At 39.2% G+C, this 17,423-nt stretch carries 14 protein-coding genes; 4 read left to right on the plus strand and 10 right to left on the minus strand.

Annotation, left to right across the window (positions count from 1 at the left end; translation table 11 throughout):
* Positions 1-149: 149 nt before the first annotated feature.
* Positions 150-1,466, minus strand: coding sequence for an IS4 family transposase (locus BMZ41_RS12550; RefSeq protein ID WP_090530129.1), 1,317 nt, complete (start codon positions 1,464-1,466; stop codon positions 150-152).
* Between the two features lie 382 nt (positions 1,467-1,848).
* Here BMZ41_RS12550 and BMZ41_RS12555 point away from each other — a divergent pair, with 382 nt between their 5' ends.
* Both BMZ41_RS12555 and BMZ41_RS12560 read left to right on the plus strand, forming a co-directional pair.
* Complete coding sequence (locus BMZ41_RS12555; RefSeq protein WP_090530132.1) at positions 1,849-3,846, plus strand: methyl-accepting chemotaxis protein; 1,998 nt, start codon at positions 1,849-1,851, stop codon at positions 3,844-3,846.
* A 1-nt stretch (position 3,847) separates the two neighbouring features.
* Entirely contained in the window at positions 3,848-4,837 is a 990-nt protein-coding gene (locus tag BMZ41_RS12560; protein ID WP_090530136.1) for a substrate-binding domain-containing protein, read from the plus strand.
* A gap of 162 nt (positions 4,838-4,999) precedes the next feature.
* Here the strand turns inward: BMZ41_RS12560 and BMZ41_RS12565 are convergent, their stop codons facing one another.
* The 9 genes from BMZ41_RS12565 to BMZ41_RS12605 all read right to left on the minus strand — a co-directional run bounded on the left by BMZ41_RS12565 (position 5,000) and on the right by BMZ41_RS12605 (position 13,975).
* A complete protein-coding gene (locus tag BMZ41_RS12565) occupies positions 5,000-5,815 on the minus strand; it encodes a glycerophosphodiester phosphodiesterase (protein ID WP_090530139.1) in 816 nt (271 codons plus the stop codon).
* Between the two features lie 138 nt (positions 5,816-5,953).
* The gene (locus BMZ41_RS12570; protein ID WP_090166811.1) at positions 5,954-6,769 is read right to left on the minus strand and encodes an ABC transporter permease; all 816 of its coding nucleotides are present in this window, start codon (positions 6,767-6,769) and stop codon (positions 5,954-5,956) included.
* Positions 6,762-8,555, minus strand: a complete 1,794-nt coding sequence (locus BMZ41_RS12575) for a hypothetical protein (protein WP_143071352.1) — start codon at positions 8,553-8,555, stop codon at positions 6,762-6,764. Before BMZ41_RS12575 ends, BMZ41_RS12570 begins: the two co-directional genes overlap by 8 nt.
* A 183-nt stretch (positions 8,556-8,738) precedes the next feature.
* Positions 8,739-9,305, minus strand: coding sequence for a thymidine kinase (locus tag BMZ41_RS12580; RefSeq protein WP_090166815.1), 567 nt, complete (start codon positions 9,303-9,305; stop codon positions 8,739-8,741).
* Between the two features lie 77 nt (positions 9,306-9,382).
* The gene (locus BMZ41_RS12585) at positions 9,383-11,005 is read right to left on the minus strand and encodes a GGDEF domain-containing protein (protein WP_177184225.1); all 1,623 of its coding nucleotides are present in this window, start codon (positions 11,003-11,005) and stop codon (positions 9,383-9,385) included.
* 80 nt (positions 11,006-11,085) lie between these two features.
* Entirely contained in the window at positions 11,086-11,937 is an 852-nt protein-coding gene (locus BMZ41_RS12590; protein ID WP_090530150.1) for a VanW family protein, read from the minus strand.
* A 113-nt stretch (positions 11,938-12,050) separates the two neighbouring features.
* Complete coding sequence (locus BMZ41_RS12595; RefSeq protein ID WP_090166820.1) at positions 12,051-12,530, minus strand: hypothetical protein; 480 nt, start codon at positions 12,528-12,530, stop codon at positions 12,051-12,053.
* Positions 12,531-12,632: 102 nt separating this feature from the next.
* Positions 12,633-13,307: a DUF4956 domain-containing protein gene (locus BMZ41_RS12600; RefSeq protein ID WP_090166822.1), complete on the minus strand. Its 675-nt coding sequence runs from the start codon at positions 13,305-13,307 to the stop codon at positions 12,633-12,635.
* Positions 13,304-13,975 carry a polyphosphate polymerase domain-containing protein gene (locus BMZ41_RS12605; RefSeq protein ID WP_177184226.1) on the minus strand — a complete coding sequence of 224 codons (672 nt, stop codon included), beginning with the start codon at positions 13,973-13,975 and terminating at the stop codon, positions 13,304-13,306. The genes BMZ41_RS12600 and BMZ41_RS12605 overlap by 4 nt, the downstream gene beginning before the upstream one ends.
* An 89-nt stretch (positions 13,976-14,064) precedes the next feature.
* On the opposite strand from BMZ41_RS12605, the gene BMZ41_RS12610 reads away from it, so the two are divergent.
* Both BMZ41_RS12610 and BMZ41_RS12615 read left to right on the plus strand, forming a co-directional pair.
* Positions 14,065-15,738: a CotH kinase family protein gene (locus tag BMZ41_RS12610; RefSeq protein ID WP_177184227.1), complete on the plus strand. Its 1,674-nt coding sequence runs from the start codon at positions 14,065-14,067 to the stop codon at positions 15,736-15,738.
* A 23-nt stretch (positions 15,739-15,761) separates the two neighbouring features.
* On the plus strand, positions 15,762-17,411 hold the full coding sequence (locus BMZ41_RS12615) for a CotH kinase family protein (RefSeq protein WP_090530159.1): 1,650 nt from the start codon (positions 15,762-15,764) through the stop codon (positions 17,409-17,411).
* Positions 17,412-17,423 lie beyond the last annotated feature (12 nt).

Genomic DNA, 17,423 nt, shown 5'->3' on the forward strand with positions numbered 1-17,423 from the left:
CAATGTCATTAAGTTAACATTGCGGTGGAGGCTAAAATGAAGAAAACAAGATTGAAGTATCGAGCTTCAATCTTGTTTTTTCATTTTTGGGCATAATAATAAGACAGATTATCAATCTGCTTAAATAGCATTTTTAACTTTTCATTTTTTTATGCTACTCTATATAGGAAACCACGAAATACTCTTACTGTAAGGGTTCTATCACGGTGCCTTCCAGGTCTAATAGGAATAGTATTTCTTGCAATTATGGTTTCTAAATTGGGTGATGTTGTTTTTTCGAGGAAAAATAGTCTACACACATGAGCAGCTACTGAAAAGTTGGCTTTGTATGTATATTTTCTTTGCTTTTTATCAATGACTACGTGCGAGGTAATCATTTCTGCAAAGTTGTACATTATGAGATGTGCATAGATTTCCTGTTGGACACACATCACCTTTTTTGAGTGAAAATTCAGCATCCCAATCGTATATTTTAAATCTCTAAATGAAGTTTCTATTCCCCAGCGAGATTCATATAGAACTTTTAATCTTTCAGGGGAATATTCTGTTTTTTCCAGATTTGTAAGTATTGTTTCATAAGAATCTTCGGTAATTTTGAATCTTACAATCCTAAAGTTAAGTTCAAAAAACTTCACCTCATCAGCTTTTTTTAGTTTTAGGGGTAGATAATCAAAAGGCGTTGAATGTGGGATTAATTTGTAGTGATTTCTATCTGTCAGAAATAAATTCTTCATTTCTTTTGTTTGTTTACGTGTAAGCTTTAGATTTATGTCTACATCAAACTCTGGTATATCAGGTAAATCCAAACCATTTTTTATACCAGTAGTTCCATCTTTTATTCGAATTAGGAAAAACCAACCTTTTTCCTGTATATGTGCCATATTGTTATAAGATTCATAGCCTCTATCAGCTATTACTAATGCTCTGTTAATTGAAGAATTATCTACCATTTCCTGTAATGCAGAATGTTCGTTGGTATTCATCTTTCCTTGAATGATAGCATCAGTATACAGATGATTCTCTAGATTGTAGAGAGCGTTTAAATGTAAAAGATTGTATGGCTTTTGTCCATTGGAACCAGGATGAAAAGAACTTTTATCATCTGGATTAGTTGGTATTTGAATATCAGAACCATCTACAGCAAGTACAACTAAATCATCAGTTATATTTATCAACTTTGAAGTAAAATCATTAAAAATACTCTTAAAAGCGTCTGTTTTTATTTTTTGACGTTGCTGAACAAAAGCAGATGCAGATGGTAAAGATTCAACATCCGGAAATAAATCTATTAGCTCATTTGTGATGCTCTTACTTCCCATTCCAATGATAGCTTTGATAATTGTTGAAAATGAAAGTTTTCGGTTTCTTGTAAAGTCTATTTGTGTGTTATTAACATAGCCAGTATAGTTTTCGGTAGTAGATTCAATTGCAGAAAATAAAAGTTTTTTTACATTCTTTGGTTTCATATGCGACCTCCTTGCAATCAAGTTTTTTCCTTAATTACAAGGGCCGCTTTCGCTACCTTAAAAACATCAGTAGCGAAAGCGGCCACATATTTCTCTTGTTATGTCAACATATGTTTATAAAAAAGAAGACCCCTATACCATTTCTGGTATAGAGATCTTAATTGAGTCATCTTAACTTAATGACATTGGGACTTTGGTTCACTGTCTTTTTTACTATAAAAAGATAGGTTTTAAGTAAAATGTGATAATTATATATCTATTCTGTGAAGTTTTCTATTGTGCATTGTGCACAATATGATGCCGTGTTATAATTGTTTATATCTTACAATTATCTACTAGAACGACCTGTAAATGTGTTTCGGTTTAAAGGAAGGTACAACACATGGATAAAAAAGAAGGTATGGTCTCGATAAAGACCAAGTTATTAGGTGTCATTCTTCCAGTGGTAATTCTAATTGTAGTGCTGTTAATTGGCATTTCCTACATTATTTCCAAAAATCTTTTAACACAATACTCTCAGAATTTACTGCGCTCATCAATTGAAAGTCAGGCTAGCGAAATTGAATCTTGGTTAAATGAAAATCTTGCTGCTTTCCAAATCGTTAAGCAGACAATCGAGGGCACACAACCAGATGAGGAACAACTTCAAGGTATGCTGGACCAATATTATGGTTTCGATGATAACTATCCAGACGGTCTCTATATTGGAGAGCAGAATGGTAGGATAATCACAGCTGGGGAATTTGAAGGTAATAAGGGCAGTGTTACAGATTCCATTTGGTACAACGAAGGTCTTACCAGATTAAATATGGGATTTACATCTGCCTATACTAATGCTGCCGGTGAAGCAGTAATTAGTGCATCAGGTATACTCAATGATAAATCAGGTGTCCTAAAGGTACTGTCTGCTGATATGTCTCTTCAGAGAATCAGTATTATTGTTAATAGTTTTGTCCAGATGGATGATGCTCAGACATTCCTTGTTGATGCAAGTAATGGAACAATATTGGCTCATCGTGACAACAGCCTGATTTCTACGAAGATTTCAAGTGCATCTGGAAAGTTTTTACAAGGGGCAGCAGCAAAAATAGCTGATTACGACCTGACACCAGATGAAATTGATAAAAATATCACATATTTCATGGAAGTAGAAGGTACAAACTGGATTTTGGTTTCGTATGTACCATCTGCAGTGGTTTATAAGGATGTTAAGTTGATCAGAACAGCGATGATTATTATTGGTGCAATATCATTGCTGTTACTGGGAATTTTGATTGCCAGAGTGGTTCATATAGTGATTAGCCCTGTTAAGAATTTGACAGAAGCTATTACTGCAATGACAGATGGAGATTTTACTGTATCTGTTGATACAAAAAGTAGAGATGAAATTGGCTTAATGAGCGTTCATGTGGAAAAATTCATTGATTCAATGCGTCAAATGATTTCTTCGATTCATGGAGTTTCTGGTAAGCTACATATGCAGGCGGATAATAGCACGACTGTTTCTGGACAGATGTATGATGCGTCTCGCACGCAAAGTCAATCAATGCAAGAACTTAACAATACTGTTGAGCAACTTTCTGTTTCTGTAAATGAAATTGCAGAAAATGCAACTACACTTGCTATGGTAGTTGCTGAAACAAGAGAAAATGGTGCCAAAGTTGACACGAAGATGAAAGAAACAGTGGAGGTTTCAGAAGAAGGAAAGACAGACATGCAGAATGTAGGCGATGCTATGAAGTCGATTAATGATTCTGTTACCAAACTTCAGGCTGCCATTGATAAGGTGGGAACTGCATCAGGTGAAATTACTAATATTACAAGTGTAATCAGTAATATAGCAGAAGAAACCAACCTATTGTCGTTGAACGCTTCAATAGAGGCCGCTCGTGTTGGCGAAGCAGGAAAGGGATTTGCAGTTGTTGCAACAGAAATTGGGAAATTAGCAAAAAATAGTGCAGAGTCTGTTTCAAGTATTGAAGGTTTGATTTATGAAATAAATGAATTGGTTAAGGATGCTGTAGCCCAGGCTGATAATAGCGTGGACAATATTAATAATAGTAGTGAGCTTGTAGGAGGCGCTCTTAAAACATTTGATGTCATTTTTGCTAATATCGATGAGGTTAATACATTGGTTCAGGAAATGATAGAAAAGGTTGAGAAGGTTGATGAAGTTGCAAGCAGTGTAGCTGCTATCTCAGAGGAACAGGCTGCAAGTTCAGAGGAAATTCTTGCAACATCAGATAACATGGTGGAACAGGCAAATCATATTACTGGAAATAGTGAGACGGTGGCTAGTGATGCAAAAGAATTAACAAGGTCAGCTGAAGAACTTGCCAATCAGGTTGCAATGTTTAAGATTGAGAAGGAGGAGAACTGATATGAAAAGAACACTCCGAATCGTAATGTGTGCCATGCTGGTGGGGATGATGTTGCTATCTGCTTGTGGAAATAGCTCTGTAGGAAGTAGTGGTGGAACAAAAATATATCTTACTATGTATAATGAAGCGAAACCTGGCAGCTTTAGGGGAACGCTGGTTGAGGCGGCACAAGCTAAGGCAAAAGCAGAAGGGGCTAGCATTGAAGTAGGATTTGCTGAGGATTCCATAGAAAAGCAGGTAGAACAAGTGAAAAGTGCTGTTCAACAGGATTATGATGTGATTATATGCGGTCCTGTTTCTGCAGATACAGCTGTAGAGCTGGAGGCGATAGCAGGAGATATTCCTATTATATTTATATGTAACTGCCCTGCTGATAAAAGACTGACAGCTAATAAATATATATATGTTGGTTCTGATGAAAATGTTGCTGGACAATTTCAAGCTGAATATGTACTAGAAAAACTAGGCTCAAAATCAGAATTGAATGTGATGATTATAAAAGGACCTAGAGGCCAGTCTGCTACAGATGGAAGAACAAAAGGAGCAAAGCGGGTATTTGATAAAAGTGGAAAACAAATCAATTATGTGTTTGAAGACTATGCAGATTGGGACAAAGGTAAAGCAAAGGATATGTTTGAAATATTCCTTAGCACAGGAAATGCCTTAGACTGTATACTTTGCAACAATGATACTATGGCCATGGGCATAGTTGAATATTGCAAGGAAAATGGTGTCAATCTTAATAATGTGCCAATAATGGGAGTAAATGCAGCAGGTGATGCATGTGAAGCAATTAAAAACGGTGATATGGCACTTACTGTATATCAGTCTGGTGTTGGACAAGGAGAGGCAGCAGTTGAGGCAGCATTAAAGCTGGCAAATGGAGATAATGTAAAGGATATAGAAGGAGCAACAGAAGATGGTAAATATATCTGGGTTCCTTTCGAAAGAGTTGATTCAAGCAATGTAGATCAATATATTATAGAATAATATTATTACTTAAGAATATTGAGACGGCAACCAATTGCCCAATGTCATTGAGTCATCTTAACTTAATGACATTGCGGTTTCCCGATGCCCTCTTTTATCTCAGGTGACCCCAACACCTGAGATGGGTGAAAATTTAGCTTTATAATCATGGCGACTACATGGTTATTGAATTTCCACGTAGTCAGTGATTACGCCGTCAACACCGAGACGCTGAAGCGACAACATCTGTCCCTTTGTCTCTGGTGCATAAGAATAAACCTTTCCCCCTGCTTCATGAATAGCTCTTACGGTTCTAGGTGTAAGAGTCTTCATGTTAATTCCATAGTACTCAGCTGGGTATTTGGTAGGAAGTGTAGATTTTCCAAAGGATGCCAGTTTCATAATTGGCTGATTTGGATTAATCTCCTTAATTCCTGACAGATAGTCATAATTAAATGATAAAAATACTACCTTGTCCAAAAGTCCGTATTGCTGAACCTTTTCATATACTTGACCTGCGAATGCTGGATCTTCTCCAATATCCTTCAATTCGCAGAATATACGCATATTTGTAGACTGTAACAGATCTAATACCTGATCCAGTGTTGGAATTCGCTCCTTGGCATATTCCTTGTCATACCATGCCCCTGCATCGAGCTCCAAAAGCTCTTCGTAGGTATGGTCTGCAATTGTTGTTTCTCCGCCGTCAACCTTCTCTAACGTATCATCGTGATAGATTACAAGCTCTCCATCTTTTGTCTTTCTTACATCAAACTCTACCGTTTTAGCCCCATGTGCATAAGCTCCCGCAAAAGCACTAAGGGTATTCTCCGGATAGGCTCCCGAGTATCCTCTATGAGCCACTACCTGAACTACAATATCTTCATCAGCATCAGCTGGTAAATAATTGAATTCATTGCAGAATGCAAAAGAACAAAGCAAGGCGACCATGCTGATTGCGACGGTTCTCCCTACTCTAGAAAATAACTTACCCCTCATACGCAAGTCCCCCCTTCTCTAGCTAGTTATATTTTACCATATCGCCGCAATTTCAACTCTAAATTGAGCACAAAAAAATGCCCGAAATCATCGGGCATTTTTTATGCACAATTCAGCTTGTTAGTTACTGGCTTATTATTATAAAACATCCGCAAATTGAGACTGTAATTTCTTGAATACATGTGTGCCTAATATAAACACGAGGGCTGTGAAAACCCAGAAGTAGGCTGTTAGTACTGGACGTGTCCAGAATCCAGTCTGTCCTATGATGCTGTCGCGGTATCCGCTGGTGATGTAGAACATTGGATTAAGCTTGAGCACATAGTTAAGCCAAAGAGGAATTGAACCCTTATGCACCATATAATCAAAGTTCCACATGATTGGGGTAGCCCAAATACCTACCTGAAGGAAGATATTAATGAGCTGAGCCATATCCTTAAAAAATACACAAAGTGCACTGGTGAGATAAATCAATCCAATAACCAGCACCATCATAGCGGCAGAATAATAAATGCACTGGAAAATATACGGTGTGAATCCAAAGCCATAAAGAAAGGCTACCAAAAGTGTGAATAACACGAAAAAGCCATGCACAATCAAAGATGAAACTGCCTTTACGATAGGAAGCACATTAATTGGAAATACAACCTTCTTAACCAGATAATTGTACTCGTGAAGTACCACTGTTCCAGCTGAGAGCACCTCACTGAAATAGAACCAGGATACAATACCAGCTGAAAGCCAAAGTACAAATGGTGCATCAATACCGCCCTTTGTACCCTGAGTGCCCTGACTTAATGCCTTGTCAAAAACAATCCAATACACAAGCACTGTGATGACAGGCTGTACAAAAGCCCATATAACTCCGAGAGTGGAGCCTGCAAACTTCTGTTTAAAATCGTTCTTGGCAAGCTTTGTTATTAACTTTCTGTTTTTGATGATATCATTAATCATACTTGTAAATCATTACCTCTGAATTATTAAATACTAATTTAAGATTTTTGCTAGTTGCTTTATAATTGGGATGCTTCTGCTTTGTAACCACAAGATAATCTACTCCCGCTACCCCGAGGGCTGCATCAGCCTCAAAGAAATCTTCACTGTAAAATTTCTCATTCATCGAAAGCTTTGCTTCTAACTGATCCTCAGCTATATCTGAATAATCGTAGCCTTCCAAATAACACTGTCTCTCAGAAAAAGCGCTGGCATAGAAGTAAATGCTTCTGTAATCCAGCTCCTCTGAAAGCCTGTCTACAGCAATAACAGAATCCTCTGGAGTGTTGTCTCTAAGCCAGAAATAAGCTTCCATGGTATCTGCTGATACTAAATCCGCTCTGTCACCAGCCTCCTGCATATAAACAGCGTTTTGCTTAACATCTGCGTAGCAGAAATATACCACATCTACTGCAAGCAGCAAGGTTCCAATTACAAACCAGGCATGCATCACCTTAAAAATAGGCTCCATACGATGCTCAATCATATATCTTACTGAACAGTAAAACAGTAGTCCTGCTCCAGTAATCACGAAATATCCCTGAGAAAGCCCTGGTACGCTGACAGCAGAAAAACCGATAATTCCCATCAGCACCATACCAATGGCGAACCAGTCGAAAATGTCTCCGATGACACCGTCCTTAATGAGTGCTCTTAATTTCTCTACAGTAAAGGCTACGAACGTAATCACCGTAGGACCCAAAACGCAGATGATAGATAAAATCACCGCAATAACCACCCATGGGAATGCCATGTAATCAAGACCAAGCTTAGTGAAAAGCTGTCCTACTCTGCCTGCCTCAAGAGTACCCTGAGCTGTAACCACCATTGCTCGGTTGTTAGCACCTGAAGGATTAGTTCCAACAGTAACTGTTAAGTATGTAAGCACAAATCCCAAAGTTAAAGTTACATTATATAATAACTTTGGAAGATGGAATTTCCTAGTGATAGCCAATTCTATAACGAACACTGCCCATGTGATACCTACAAGCATAGTAGCTGTGGTGCCCTTAAAGCCTGTGGCTGCCACAGAAAAAATAAACAACAAAATGAGATTTGAAACAGCAAGCTTGTCGTACCAAATCTCTGCCAGCACATCGATTACAAGAATGGTGATGGCAAGAGCAAGTCCCATTGCATTTATGTTGCTGAAAATGTGATTGCCCAGCCATGATACCGGAAGTGTAACACCTGCAAATACAAGTGGTAGCATGCAAGTTCCGGAAATCAAAAGGCCAGAACAATAGAAGAAATATCTGAGAGGCGAAACCTCTTTAAGTCCTCTGATTCTATCGCCAAGTGTAATCAGTGCCATTGTCAGTGGAAAAGCGCAGATTATAGCATTTCCATTGAGGTACAGCTTGAACGCATCCATCCCGAAGATGTGCTTGCACATGGCAAAAATCAATTCATAAAAATAATGATAATAGAATGTAAGTCCTTCAATTCTGATGTCAGTATTTGGGAAAGATCTGCTCAGCGATACGATATTTCCCGTGTGGAACAATGCATCATGGTATACCTGAGTGGTAGCTCCTGACAGAGCAAACAGGTATTTAAACTGGAAATTCAGCATTGAAACCACATATATAAATGCAAAGATAATCACATAAGTCCATCTAAAGCGCTCCAGCGCATTGAATACAGATGGTCTGTCATTTTTGAAGTAAACAAAAATCCCAAAAGCTGATGTCACTGGTCCAGCAAACATTATTATGCCTTTGATACCAGTCAATGACTCAATCAAATATAAAATCGCCAGGTATATAAAACCAATAAAAAAGCTAGCCAAAAGTCTTGTCGAAAACTTGAATCTTCTCTGCAAGAGCTTTGTGCATAAAAGCATTCCCGGAATCTGAATCCAGAACACACAATATAGTAGAAATATGAAAGTTATTGGTAAACTAAAAGTCATCTATCGAAAAACCTCTTAATTATCCTTAAGTTGTCCAAGCTTAAAATGCTTTCGACATAACGCCACGTACGAATCATTTGCTCCAAGCATAACCTGTGGGCCTGAGCGAACTACGCCATTCTCATTGTAGCGGCAATTGCAGGTAGCTTTGCGACCACACCAGCAAACTGTCTTTACCTCATGAATAACATCGGCAATTGCGATGAGTCTCTTAGAACCTGGGAACAACTCATTTTGGAAATCTGCACGAAGTCCATAAGCCACCACTGGAACGTCCATAAAATCAACTATATCTGAAAGATAATCAATCTGCTCAGGTGTAGCAAACTGCACTTCATCCACAATGATGCAATCATACTTCTTAATCTCGTCCTCAGACATTTCAACAAGATCCTCAAGAAAGATGCACTCATTCTCGAGACCGATTCTGGAATGAACAACTCGTTCCCCATCTCTTGTGTCCACCGCAGGCTTCACAAGAAGAGCATTCTGTCCAACCTCCTCATAATTGAAGTGTGTCATAAGCGCATTTGCGGTCTTTGACGAACCCATTGCACCGTAGTAAAAATAAAGCTTTGCCATAAAATTATTTCCCTTTTCCCCTTACATAAATTGACAGAAGGCAACTAAACTACCTTCTGTCTAATTAATTACATATTTTAATCTTTCTTGAACACGCTGTCAAAATAGTTTTCCAGCTCATAACCATTGTGAATAAGCTTCACGTTAGCCTTTCCGTGTTCCTTAACATAATATAGAGCATAATCAGCTGCATTAAGATAATCCCACGCTCTATTCTGTGGCTCAGGAACTCTGTTAACAATTCCCTGGGATACTGAAATCTTATCTAGTCCAAGCTCCTTACCAATGTTGGCAACCATATCTCTTATTCGGTCAGCCACAAGAAGAATCTCGCCATCCTCCATATCATAATAATAGAGAATGAATTCGTCACCGCCATAACGTGCCACGAAAACCTTGTCAAAATCTTCGCTGATTTCTCTAAATCCACGGCCCATTGCCGCAAGAAGCTGATCGCCCTTAGCATGCCCGTAGGTATCATTAACCTGCTTGAAGAAATCCACGTCCATCATCTCTACGCCAAGCTTCTGACCCTTTTCAGATGCCATCATAAATAGCTCGTCGATAACGTTATTGAGCTTCATTCTATTGGCAAGTCCTGTAAGCGAATCAGTCTCTGCCTGCGCAGATAAGAACAGGTTCTTTGTCTTCTGCTGAACAAGCTCTGTCTTGAGACGAAGAGTTGTAGTAAATGACTTCTTATTTGTACGATTCCTAATAGAATCGTATCTATAGTAGTTATAACAGCTCTGAGCTATCTTAACCTTGTCACCAACTGCCTCGTACATCTTGATTTTCCAGCTTTCCAAACGAAGTCGGATATTAATTACCTCATCTTCTGCTGACTTTAAATCAATATGACCAAGAATCTGTTCAAGCTCCATGTACTCTCGCTTTTCTAACAGCAAGAGTACCAACGCTTCAATTTCATCAAAGTAAGGTACTACATCTGAAACGTCATAAAAGGCTTTGATACATTCATCCTTGTACATTTCTGCAATTTCACGCTCTTTTATGGCATCAAAATAATACCATCTGGCTAATGAAGCACCAAAGAAATTACTTTCATCTGGATAATCATTATCAAGTTGATTCATCTCCTCAAGAATTGCCTTTGCCTGCAACAAATCGCCTCTGAAGATATAAAGCATCGTAAGCTTGCCATACTCTTCTACCAAAAGCATATTCTTGAGCTTTTCATCTTCGATGAACTGACAGCACTCAATTGCTCTGTAGTGATACTCAAGAGCTTCATTTCTCGCACCCATTTCCTGACAAAGAGAAGCAAAGTTACCGCAAGCAATTGCTTCCTGGAAATACATACGATGGGCTCTCGCCATATCTATACTATTAATATAATTTTCCTGACTTGTTATGAAATGGCCCTCACTCCGCATTATGATTCCCATTTCATTATAACAACGACAAATCAAACGATATTCATCAGTGTTTACTATTCCTTGCAAGCCTGCAGATAAATAATAAACAGCCTGCGAAAGCTCGTTATTCTGACAGAGGGCATCTCCGAGGGTACAACTTGCAAAATTACGCAAATCCTCGTTGCCTTCTTCTTGAGCCATATCAAACAGATCGCACGCAAGATCGACATACTTTTCATTGTCCTTCTTGCGGACAGCCTCCATCTGTTTAATAAGCTCCACCACCTCTGGTGATTGTTTGCTTAATAAAACATCATTCAAAACTATCATCCTCGCGTATAAATCAAAATACCTCGGATAGTATATCACAGAAATCGTTACATTTCTACACTGGATGCAAATTAATTCTCTAAATATAACGCCACGGTAAGAATTCCGCCTGCTGCATTCTCGTAAACAATAAGGTTTTTGCCGTATGTATTTTTAAATTTCAAATCCAACTCATTTCCTGAAATCGTTGCATCCCATCCCTCAGGAAGATAATTAACAGGAAGTGAATGTGGATGTCTTTCGGTGGCCTTCACTCCAGCTACCTTCATAGCTGCGTAAATTGTTGAAGAAACCTGACACACACCGCCTCCAACTCCGATTGCATGCTCCTTATTAATAAATACTGGTGCATCTACAAAGCCATTGGCATGTGTTCTTGGACCGATTGCCTTATTAGCCGAGAATGTCTGACCTGGCGCCACCACTGTACCATTTACGTGTGATGCTGCAATCTGGATATTACCACCACGGGCAGACTCTGGATCATATTCTGTTGCGTACACACCTAAAAGTGTGTAGGTACTAGGAACTGATACCTCTGCTCCTACAGAAGGTGTTGCATCTCTTCCTTCTGCCTTTCCTGAATAAGCATAATGGAAGGCATAGCCTGGAAGATAATCACCATACAATGCTTCCAAATCTGCATTTTTATTCTTGTAATCTGTCGCATTGAAGGTTGCTGAGGCATTTCTGCCTTCATAGATTCCCACTCTGAGATAATGATTTAAAAGCCATAGCTTGCTACCGTTTGATGCTGCTGCAGCATCTGGATACATGGTTGCATAATAATCTGCATCAAAAATCTTTGAGCAGGCCAAAAGCTCATCATTGTATGCTGCTTCTGCATTTAGCTTTGGAGCTATGGATAAAGCAGCACCTAACATAACAAGTGACAGAACAGTTCTTACTTGCATTTTCTTCATAATCTTACCCCCTTAAACGTTAAGAATAGTCTAACATTTTTGAGTAAAATAAAAAAGTGTGTCACACAAATGACACACTTTTTAGACAATTTCATATCAAATTAAATTTTGTTTTACTTCTTCTTGCTTTCAGCTTCAAGCTCTTTGCGCTTATTCAAAGCCCAAGCTCTAAGACCCTTTTTCTTCTTTGCATCAACTGGTGCATTGCCACCGCGAAGACCACGAACCTTTGTGATGTAAAGACCTGAAACAGTAGCCTTTACTTCCTTCTTAACTGGCATCTCATCGAAAATCTCTGCATCGCAGATGAGAGTCATCATCTGAGGACCAACCTTAGCCTTAACTACTGGTATCTTAGAATTCTTAGCATACCAAGGTGTAGCTGCAATAACTGACTCAGGAAGACCTGAATTCTTCATCTTTAAGCGCTTCTTATCAATGATAAGCATAGACACCTGCTGTGCTACAGCATCCATCTGAGCCTTCTGCTCTTCCTGACGTGCCTGTGCTTTCTTTCCCATAAAGTAAAGAGCAACCAATGCTGCAATCATTACTACCAGGATCACAAGCAATACGATAATTCCTGTGCTCATTAAAACATCCTCCAATTTCTAAGCTCCTATGGAGCCACACTAGATTGTATTCTAACATGACGGAGACTCAAAATCAATATCAGCATGTTACGGTCTCAAGCCTTAGCACTTCACTTCTCCGTCATGTTTCATTAACGTAGCTGTAGTTACTCCGTCGACTGCTGCAATCTCATCAACCATTGCGCTGCCATCTTTTGTTTTTACTTCTATAATAAGTGTAGTTGCGTATGCTGTTACAGACTTTGAATCAACCTTCTTCTTGTCTGCATATTTGTCCACAATTGTCATTGTGCGCTTTTCAGCCTCGCTGCCCTCCACCTTTACAATCAAAAGCTCAGGTGATGTCATCATTGGAACCATATCCAAAATCACAATGCCGATAGTAACAAAGGCTGCCATAATCACACCCATAGCAAAAAGCCCTGCACCTACCACAATACCAGTTCCAATAGACCAGAAAAGGAAAAGCAAATCCATTGGCTCCTTGATGGCGGTACGGAATCTTACAATAGAAAGAGCGCCAACCATACCAAGGGAAATCACCAGATTTGACTGCATTGCCAAAATAATTCCTGCGGTGATAACTGAAATGATAGACATGGAAACTGCGAAGCCCTTGTTGTAAAAAGTGGTTCTGGTTACATATCTATATACTACAAAGATATAAGCTGCTATTATAAATGTCTCAATCAAAATAACTGAAATTGCTGTAGCAGACATATCTGCTGCACTAAAATTCTCTAATACTGATTTCTTAATTACGTCTGTAAAACTCATCCTAACACCTCTCTAATTGTCGCATATTTTGAAAATGATTGTCTTTGCAGGTTGTTGATATCTACCAGCTGCAAAATGTGTCTTGGCAGGAATTCATCGTACTTAACCTCTAAGATGTGCTGCCCAGCCGGAAGTACTGGTATGGTGCATTCAGTCTTTGAATCCAGAAACCGTTCCACATCAAGACTGCCGCGAATGTTCTTATCAAAGGTGATTCGTACATTACCAACTGGCTCTACAAATGCGCATCTGTCATATTCCACGATGCATTTTGGTTTCATACCTGTCTTTATAGATGCTGCCCAAAGCTCGGTAGTAAGCTGTCCTGAAGCAGACTCTGGCACTGCCTCGAAGCAATTCTGCACATAAGAGGCATCCACAAGCTCTGAAACCTTTTTTGTCATGCCGCGAAGCTTGTACTTCTTTTCCAGATTGATGTAGTCCTTGTTGTCACCGTAATACCTGATTCGATATTTATACCTGTTGTCTGTTCCCGCAAGATTTTCGTTGTAAAGGCTATCGTAATAATCGTCAAAATACAGGCTTCTGATGGTGTAAAAATCATCCTTGTGATGTTCATCCATCTCCATAACAGTACTCAGCCTGTATTTCAACTTTTCCAACGTAATCTCGGACACCAGAAATTTCAGCTCATGTCTGTATTCCAAATTCTCTGTCCTCTCCGTATTTACGATTTGTTTAATACACACTTATTGATATAATGATAATAATATCTATTTCGAAAGGCAATTATAAAATGATTTTAAATAGAAAACAAGTTTCCATTTTTGTAGTCATTATTTCTCTGTTGGTCTTGTCCGGTGGGTTATATTTTTACACTCATGGCAAGACTACCAGACAATTTGATGACCTTTATATTTCCGATAAAAAGCTTGATTCTATGCTACATTCCTACACTCTTTCCCAGTCACCACTTTCTACCTCAATAGTGATGAATGGTCAGCAGCTGATATATGATTATAACGATAATATTTTCTACTATTCTATTGTGCCTGAGGATGGTGAGTTTCCTACAATCACTGTTTTTAATGATGGAAGCACTGGCAAGAAGATAAATGTCTTTGCTCATGGGGCTAAACTTTCTGCTGAGACAATCTCAAGCAATACTCCAATTGACATCATTCTTACTGATGGGGATTCCATGAGTGTTTCGTCCCTCGCGTGCACCACACTTCCTGTGATGAATATTTCTGTTTCTGCTGAGACGGTAAACGAATTGGGGCTTGATGAAACCTACGCAATCAGCGATTATGCTCCTTGCGAAATGTATCTTTACGATAATGAATCTGATTTTGAGGGTGCTTCCAGAGTTACTACCAGCTCTGCCAAAATCCACATGCGAGGTGGCACTACTATAGGCGCACCTCAGCATAGCTACCGTTTGTCGCTTCTCAAAAAAGCTGATGATTTTGACAAAAAGAACAAAGCAAATCTTCTGAGACTTCGAGAGGATGATGACTGGATTCTCTTCTCCGCCTATTCAGATTATGAAAAGATTCGTACACCTTTCTGTATGAATCTCTGGCAAGATATTGCTGCAGGAAATAATGAATGGCAGGTACCCAATTCAAACCAGTATAAATACATCGAACTGTTCATTAACAATCGTTATCATGGACTATATGCCCTTACCTATCCTATGGATAAGAAGGTATTTTCCATAAAAGATGGCGAATCCTTATTCAAAAAGAAGGACTGGTCTGGAACCGAATTCTCTCAGGATTTGGAATACTTTGAATACGAAGGCGGTGGCGGCTTCTACTATCTGCCTGGCTATTCTGTGGAATACGGATCTTCCGATGATTATGAGCCTCTTCATGAGCTTTATCACACCATGGCATATTCCGAGGATGTTTCGGAAATCAGAAGCACCTGCGACATCGATAATGCAATAGACCTATGGCTTTTTTATAAGCTCACGCAGGCAGTAGATAACGTATATGCGAATCAGGTTAAGAATCTATTCTCCTGTGTTAAACATTCTGAAACAGGAATGGCTGGCTACAAGGTTTTATTTGCCCCTTGGGACATGGATCAAACCTTCGGAAATCGCTTTGTGGATGGTCAGGGTTCTCACGGCATTTCTAGCTATTTCAATGCTCCTGATTGGGATTTACCTATGGAATGGAGTCCTGTTTATTTCCTCATGGCAAAAGGAGATCCAGATATTGTTGCGCAGGTAAAATCTCGCTATAGCAGTCTTCGTGCTACTCAGTGGTCTGACGAGGAAATGTCAGCGCTGATTGATGACTATGAATCAACCATCTATGATTCCGGCGCATTCAAACGTACTATGAATCGTTGGCCTGATGGAAATTATTATGAGGAAGCGATAGGTCTTTCAGACTTCAAGACCTTTGTTTTGGAACGACTGAAATGCATGGATTCATATATTGATAGCCTGCAATAAATCATTTAAGAAAGGCAATTATTTTGCTTAAAAGAAAACATATTTCAATTTTATTAATCGTTATTTCTGTGGCCTTTGTAATTATGGTCGCAAAAACTCAGAAGCCTCAGGAAGGCTATTCCTCTACGGATAGCCTTTATATTTCTGAGTCAGATTTTAATGCTCTTTCATCATCGTCTACTATATCCCAAGTGCCTTTGACCACAAAAATTTATTTCAACGATGAAAAGCTCTTATATGATGATGTAGATAATACTTTTTACTACTCAGTTTTGGAAGGCTCAGATAAAGGGCTGTCGCCGGAGGTTACTATCGCCGGTGAAGGTATAAAGCTTGTTCTCTATGGAAATCAGATGTCCTATGAACAGATTGCATCAAATACCCCACTTCAATTAATTTTGATACAGGGTTCTAATGTCAGCATTACAAATCTGATTTGCACCACTCTTCCTATTATGAATGTGGAAATTGGGCAGGATATCATTGATAGTCAGGGACTGGATCTGACCTATGACATAGAAACTGATGTTGCTAGCTCTATCTACCTTTATGACAACAGTTCCGATTTTGATGGTCCTAGCAGGACAATTGTATCAGATTCAAAGATTAGAAAACGCGGTCAGACAAATTCCACTAATCCTGCAAAGGGCTACAGGCTCACGCTTCTAAAAGATAAAAATGATTTTAATGGGGAACGCGTAAAAGAAGATTTACTTGGTCTTCGAAAGGATGATGACTGGATTCTCTATAACGGTTACAGGGATTATGAAAAGGTTCGTAATGTCTTCTCCATGAATCTCTGGCATGACACCTTCTACAAGGATAATGAGTGGAAGGTATCGAATTCCACAGAGTATAAATTTTTAGAGCTGTTTATCAACAATCACTACCATGGTTTATACGCGTTGTGTTATCCACTTGATAAAAAGGAATTTGACCTGAAAGAGGATGAAGCACTTTTCAAGAAGATGGATTGGACTCACAGCGAGCGCAACACCGAGCTTGAATATCAGGAGTATTACGATGGTTCCGGCGGCGATTATGTCTTGCCAGGATATGCTGTTAAAGCCGGAGATATAGAGGATTTTCAAACACTTCTTAATCTTTATGTAAACATGACCTACTCCACTTATCCGGAAGTAATTAGGATGAGTTCTGATGTTACCAACGGCATCGACCTTTGGCTTTATTACAAAGTTTCCGAGGCTGTGGATAACGTTGCAAACGGCGGTGCAAAAAACATGTACGTCTGCATAAAAGACAGTAAAAGTGGTATCGAAGGCAAAAAACTTCTTATCACACCATGGGATATGGATCAAAGCTGGCGTCACGTTTACGAAGGATCTTCCGGAGGTCAGTACTCTTCTAGCACATATGATATGCCTGTAGAATGGGGACTTGTTTATTCCTTGCAAGGAATTGACGACCCACAGATAAACTCTGATATAAAGGCGCGTTACAGATATCTACGCGAAAATGTCTGGTCAAACGAAAACATCCTCGCAGCGCTGGATGGCTACGAGGATGATATATACAACTCAGGGGCTTTCGCTCGTACACAGGCACGCTGGCCAGAGGGGTTATATAACGATCGACGCCTTGGGCTATCTGAGTTTAGGGATTATGTGATTAAAAGGTTTGAATATATGGATTCTTATATTGCGGGGCTTTAATACCCCGCATTT

Origin of the sequence: Pseudobutyrivibrio sp. UC1225 (genome assembly GCF_900115215.1) — a bacterium.
Lineage (GTDB): Bacteria > Bacillota > Clostridia > Lachnospirales > Lachnospiraceae > Pseudobutyrivibrio.

Bases quoted from the DNA above. Each gene is read 5' to 3' on its own strand.
- BMZ41_RS12550 (WP_090530129.1), bottom strand. From the start codon at position 1,466: ATGAAACCAAAGAATGTAAAAAAACTTTTATTTTCTGCAATTGAATCT.
- BMZ41_RS12555 (WP_090530132.1), top strand. From the start codon at position 1,849: ATGGATAAAAAAGAAGGTATGGTCTCGATAAAGACCAAGTTATTAGGT.
- BMZ41_RS12560 (WP_090530136.1), top strand. From the start codon at position 3,848: ATGAAAAGAACACTCCGAATCGTAATGTGTGCCATGCTGGTGGGGATG.
- BMZ41_RS12565 (WP_090530139.1), bottom strand. From the start codon at position 5,815: ATGAGGGGTAAGTTATTTTCTAGAGTAGGGAGAACCGTCGCAATCAGC.
- BMZ41_RS12570 (WP_090166811.1), bottom strand. From the start codon at position 6,769: ATGATTAATGATATCATCAAAAACAGAAAGTTAATAACAAAGCTTGCC.
- BMZ41_RS12580 (WP_090166815.1), bottom strand. From the start codon at position 9,305: ATGGCAAAGCTTTATTTTTACTACGGTGCAATGGGTTCGTCAAAGACC.
- BMZ41_RS12590 (WP_090530150.1), bottom strand. From the start codon at position 11,937: ATGAAGAAAATGCAAGTAAGAACTGTTCTGTCACTTGTTATGTTAGGT.
- BMZ41_RS12595 (WP_090166820.1), bottom strand. From the start codon at position 12,530: ATGAGCACAGGAATTATCGTATTGCTTGTGATCCTGGTAGTAATGATT.
- BMZ41_RS12600 (WP_090166822.1), bottom strand. From the start codon at position 13,307: ATGAGTTTTACAGACGTAATTAAGAAATCAGTATTAGAGAATTTTAGT.
- BMZ41_RS12610 (WP_177184227.1), top strand. From the start codon at position 14,065: ATGATTTTAAATAGAAAACAAGTTTCCATTTTTGTAGTCATTATTTCT.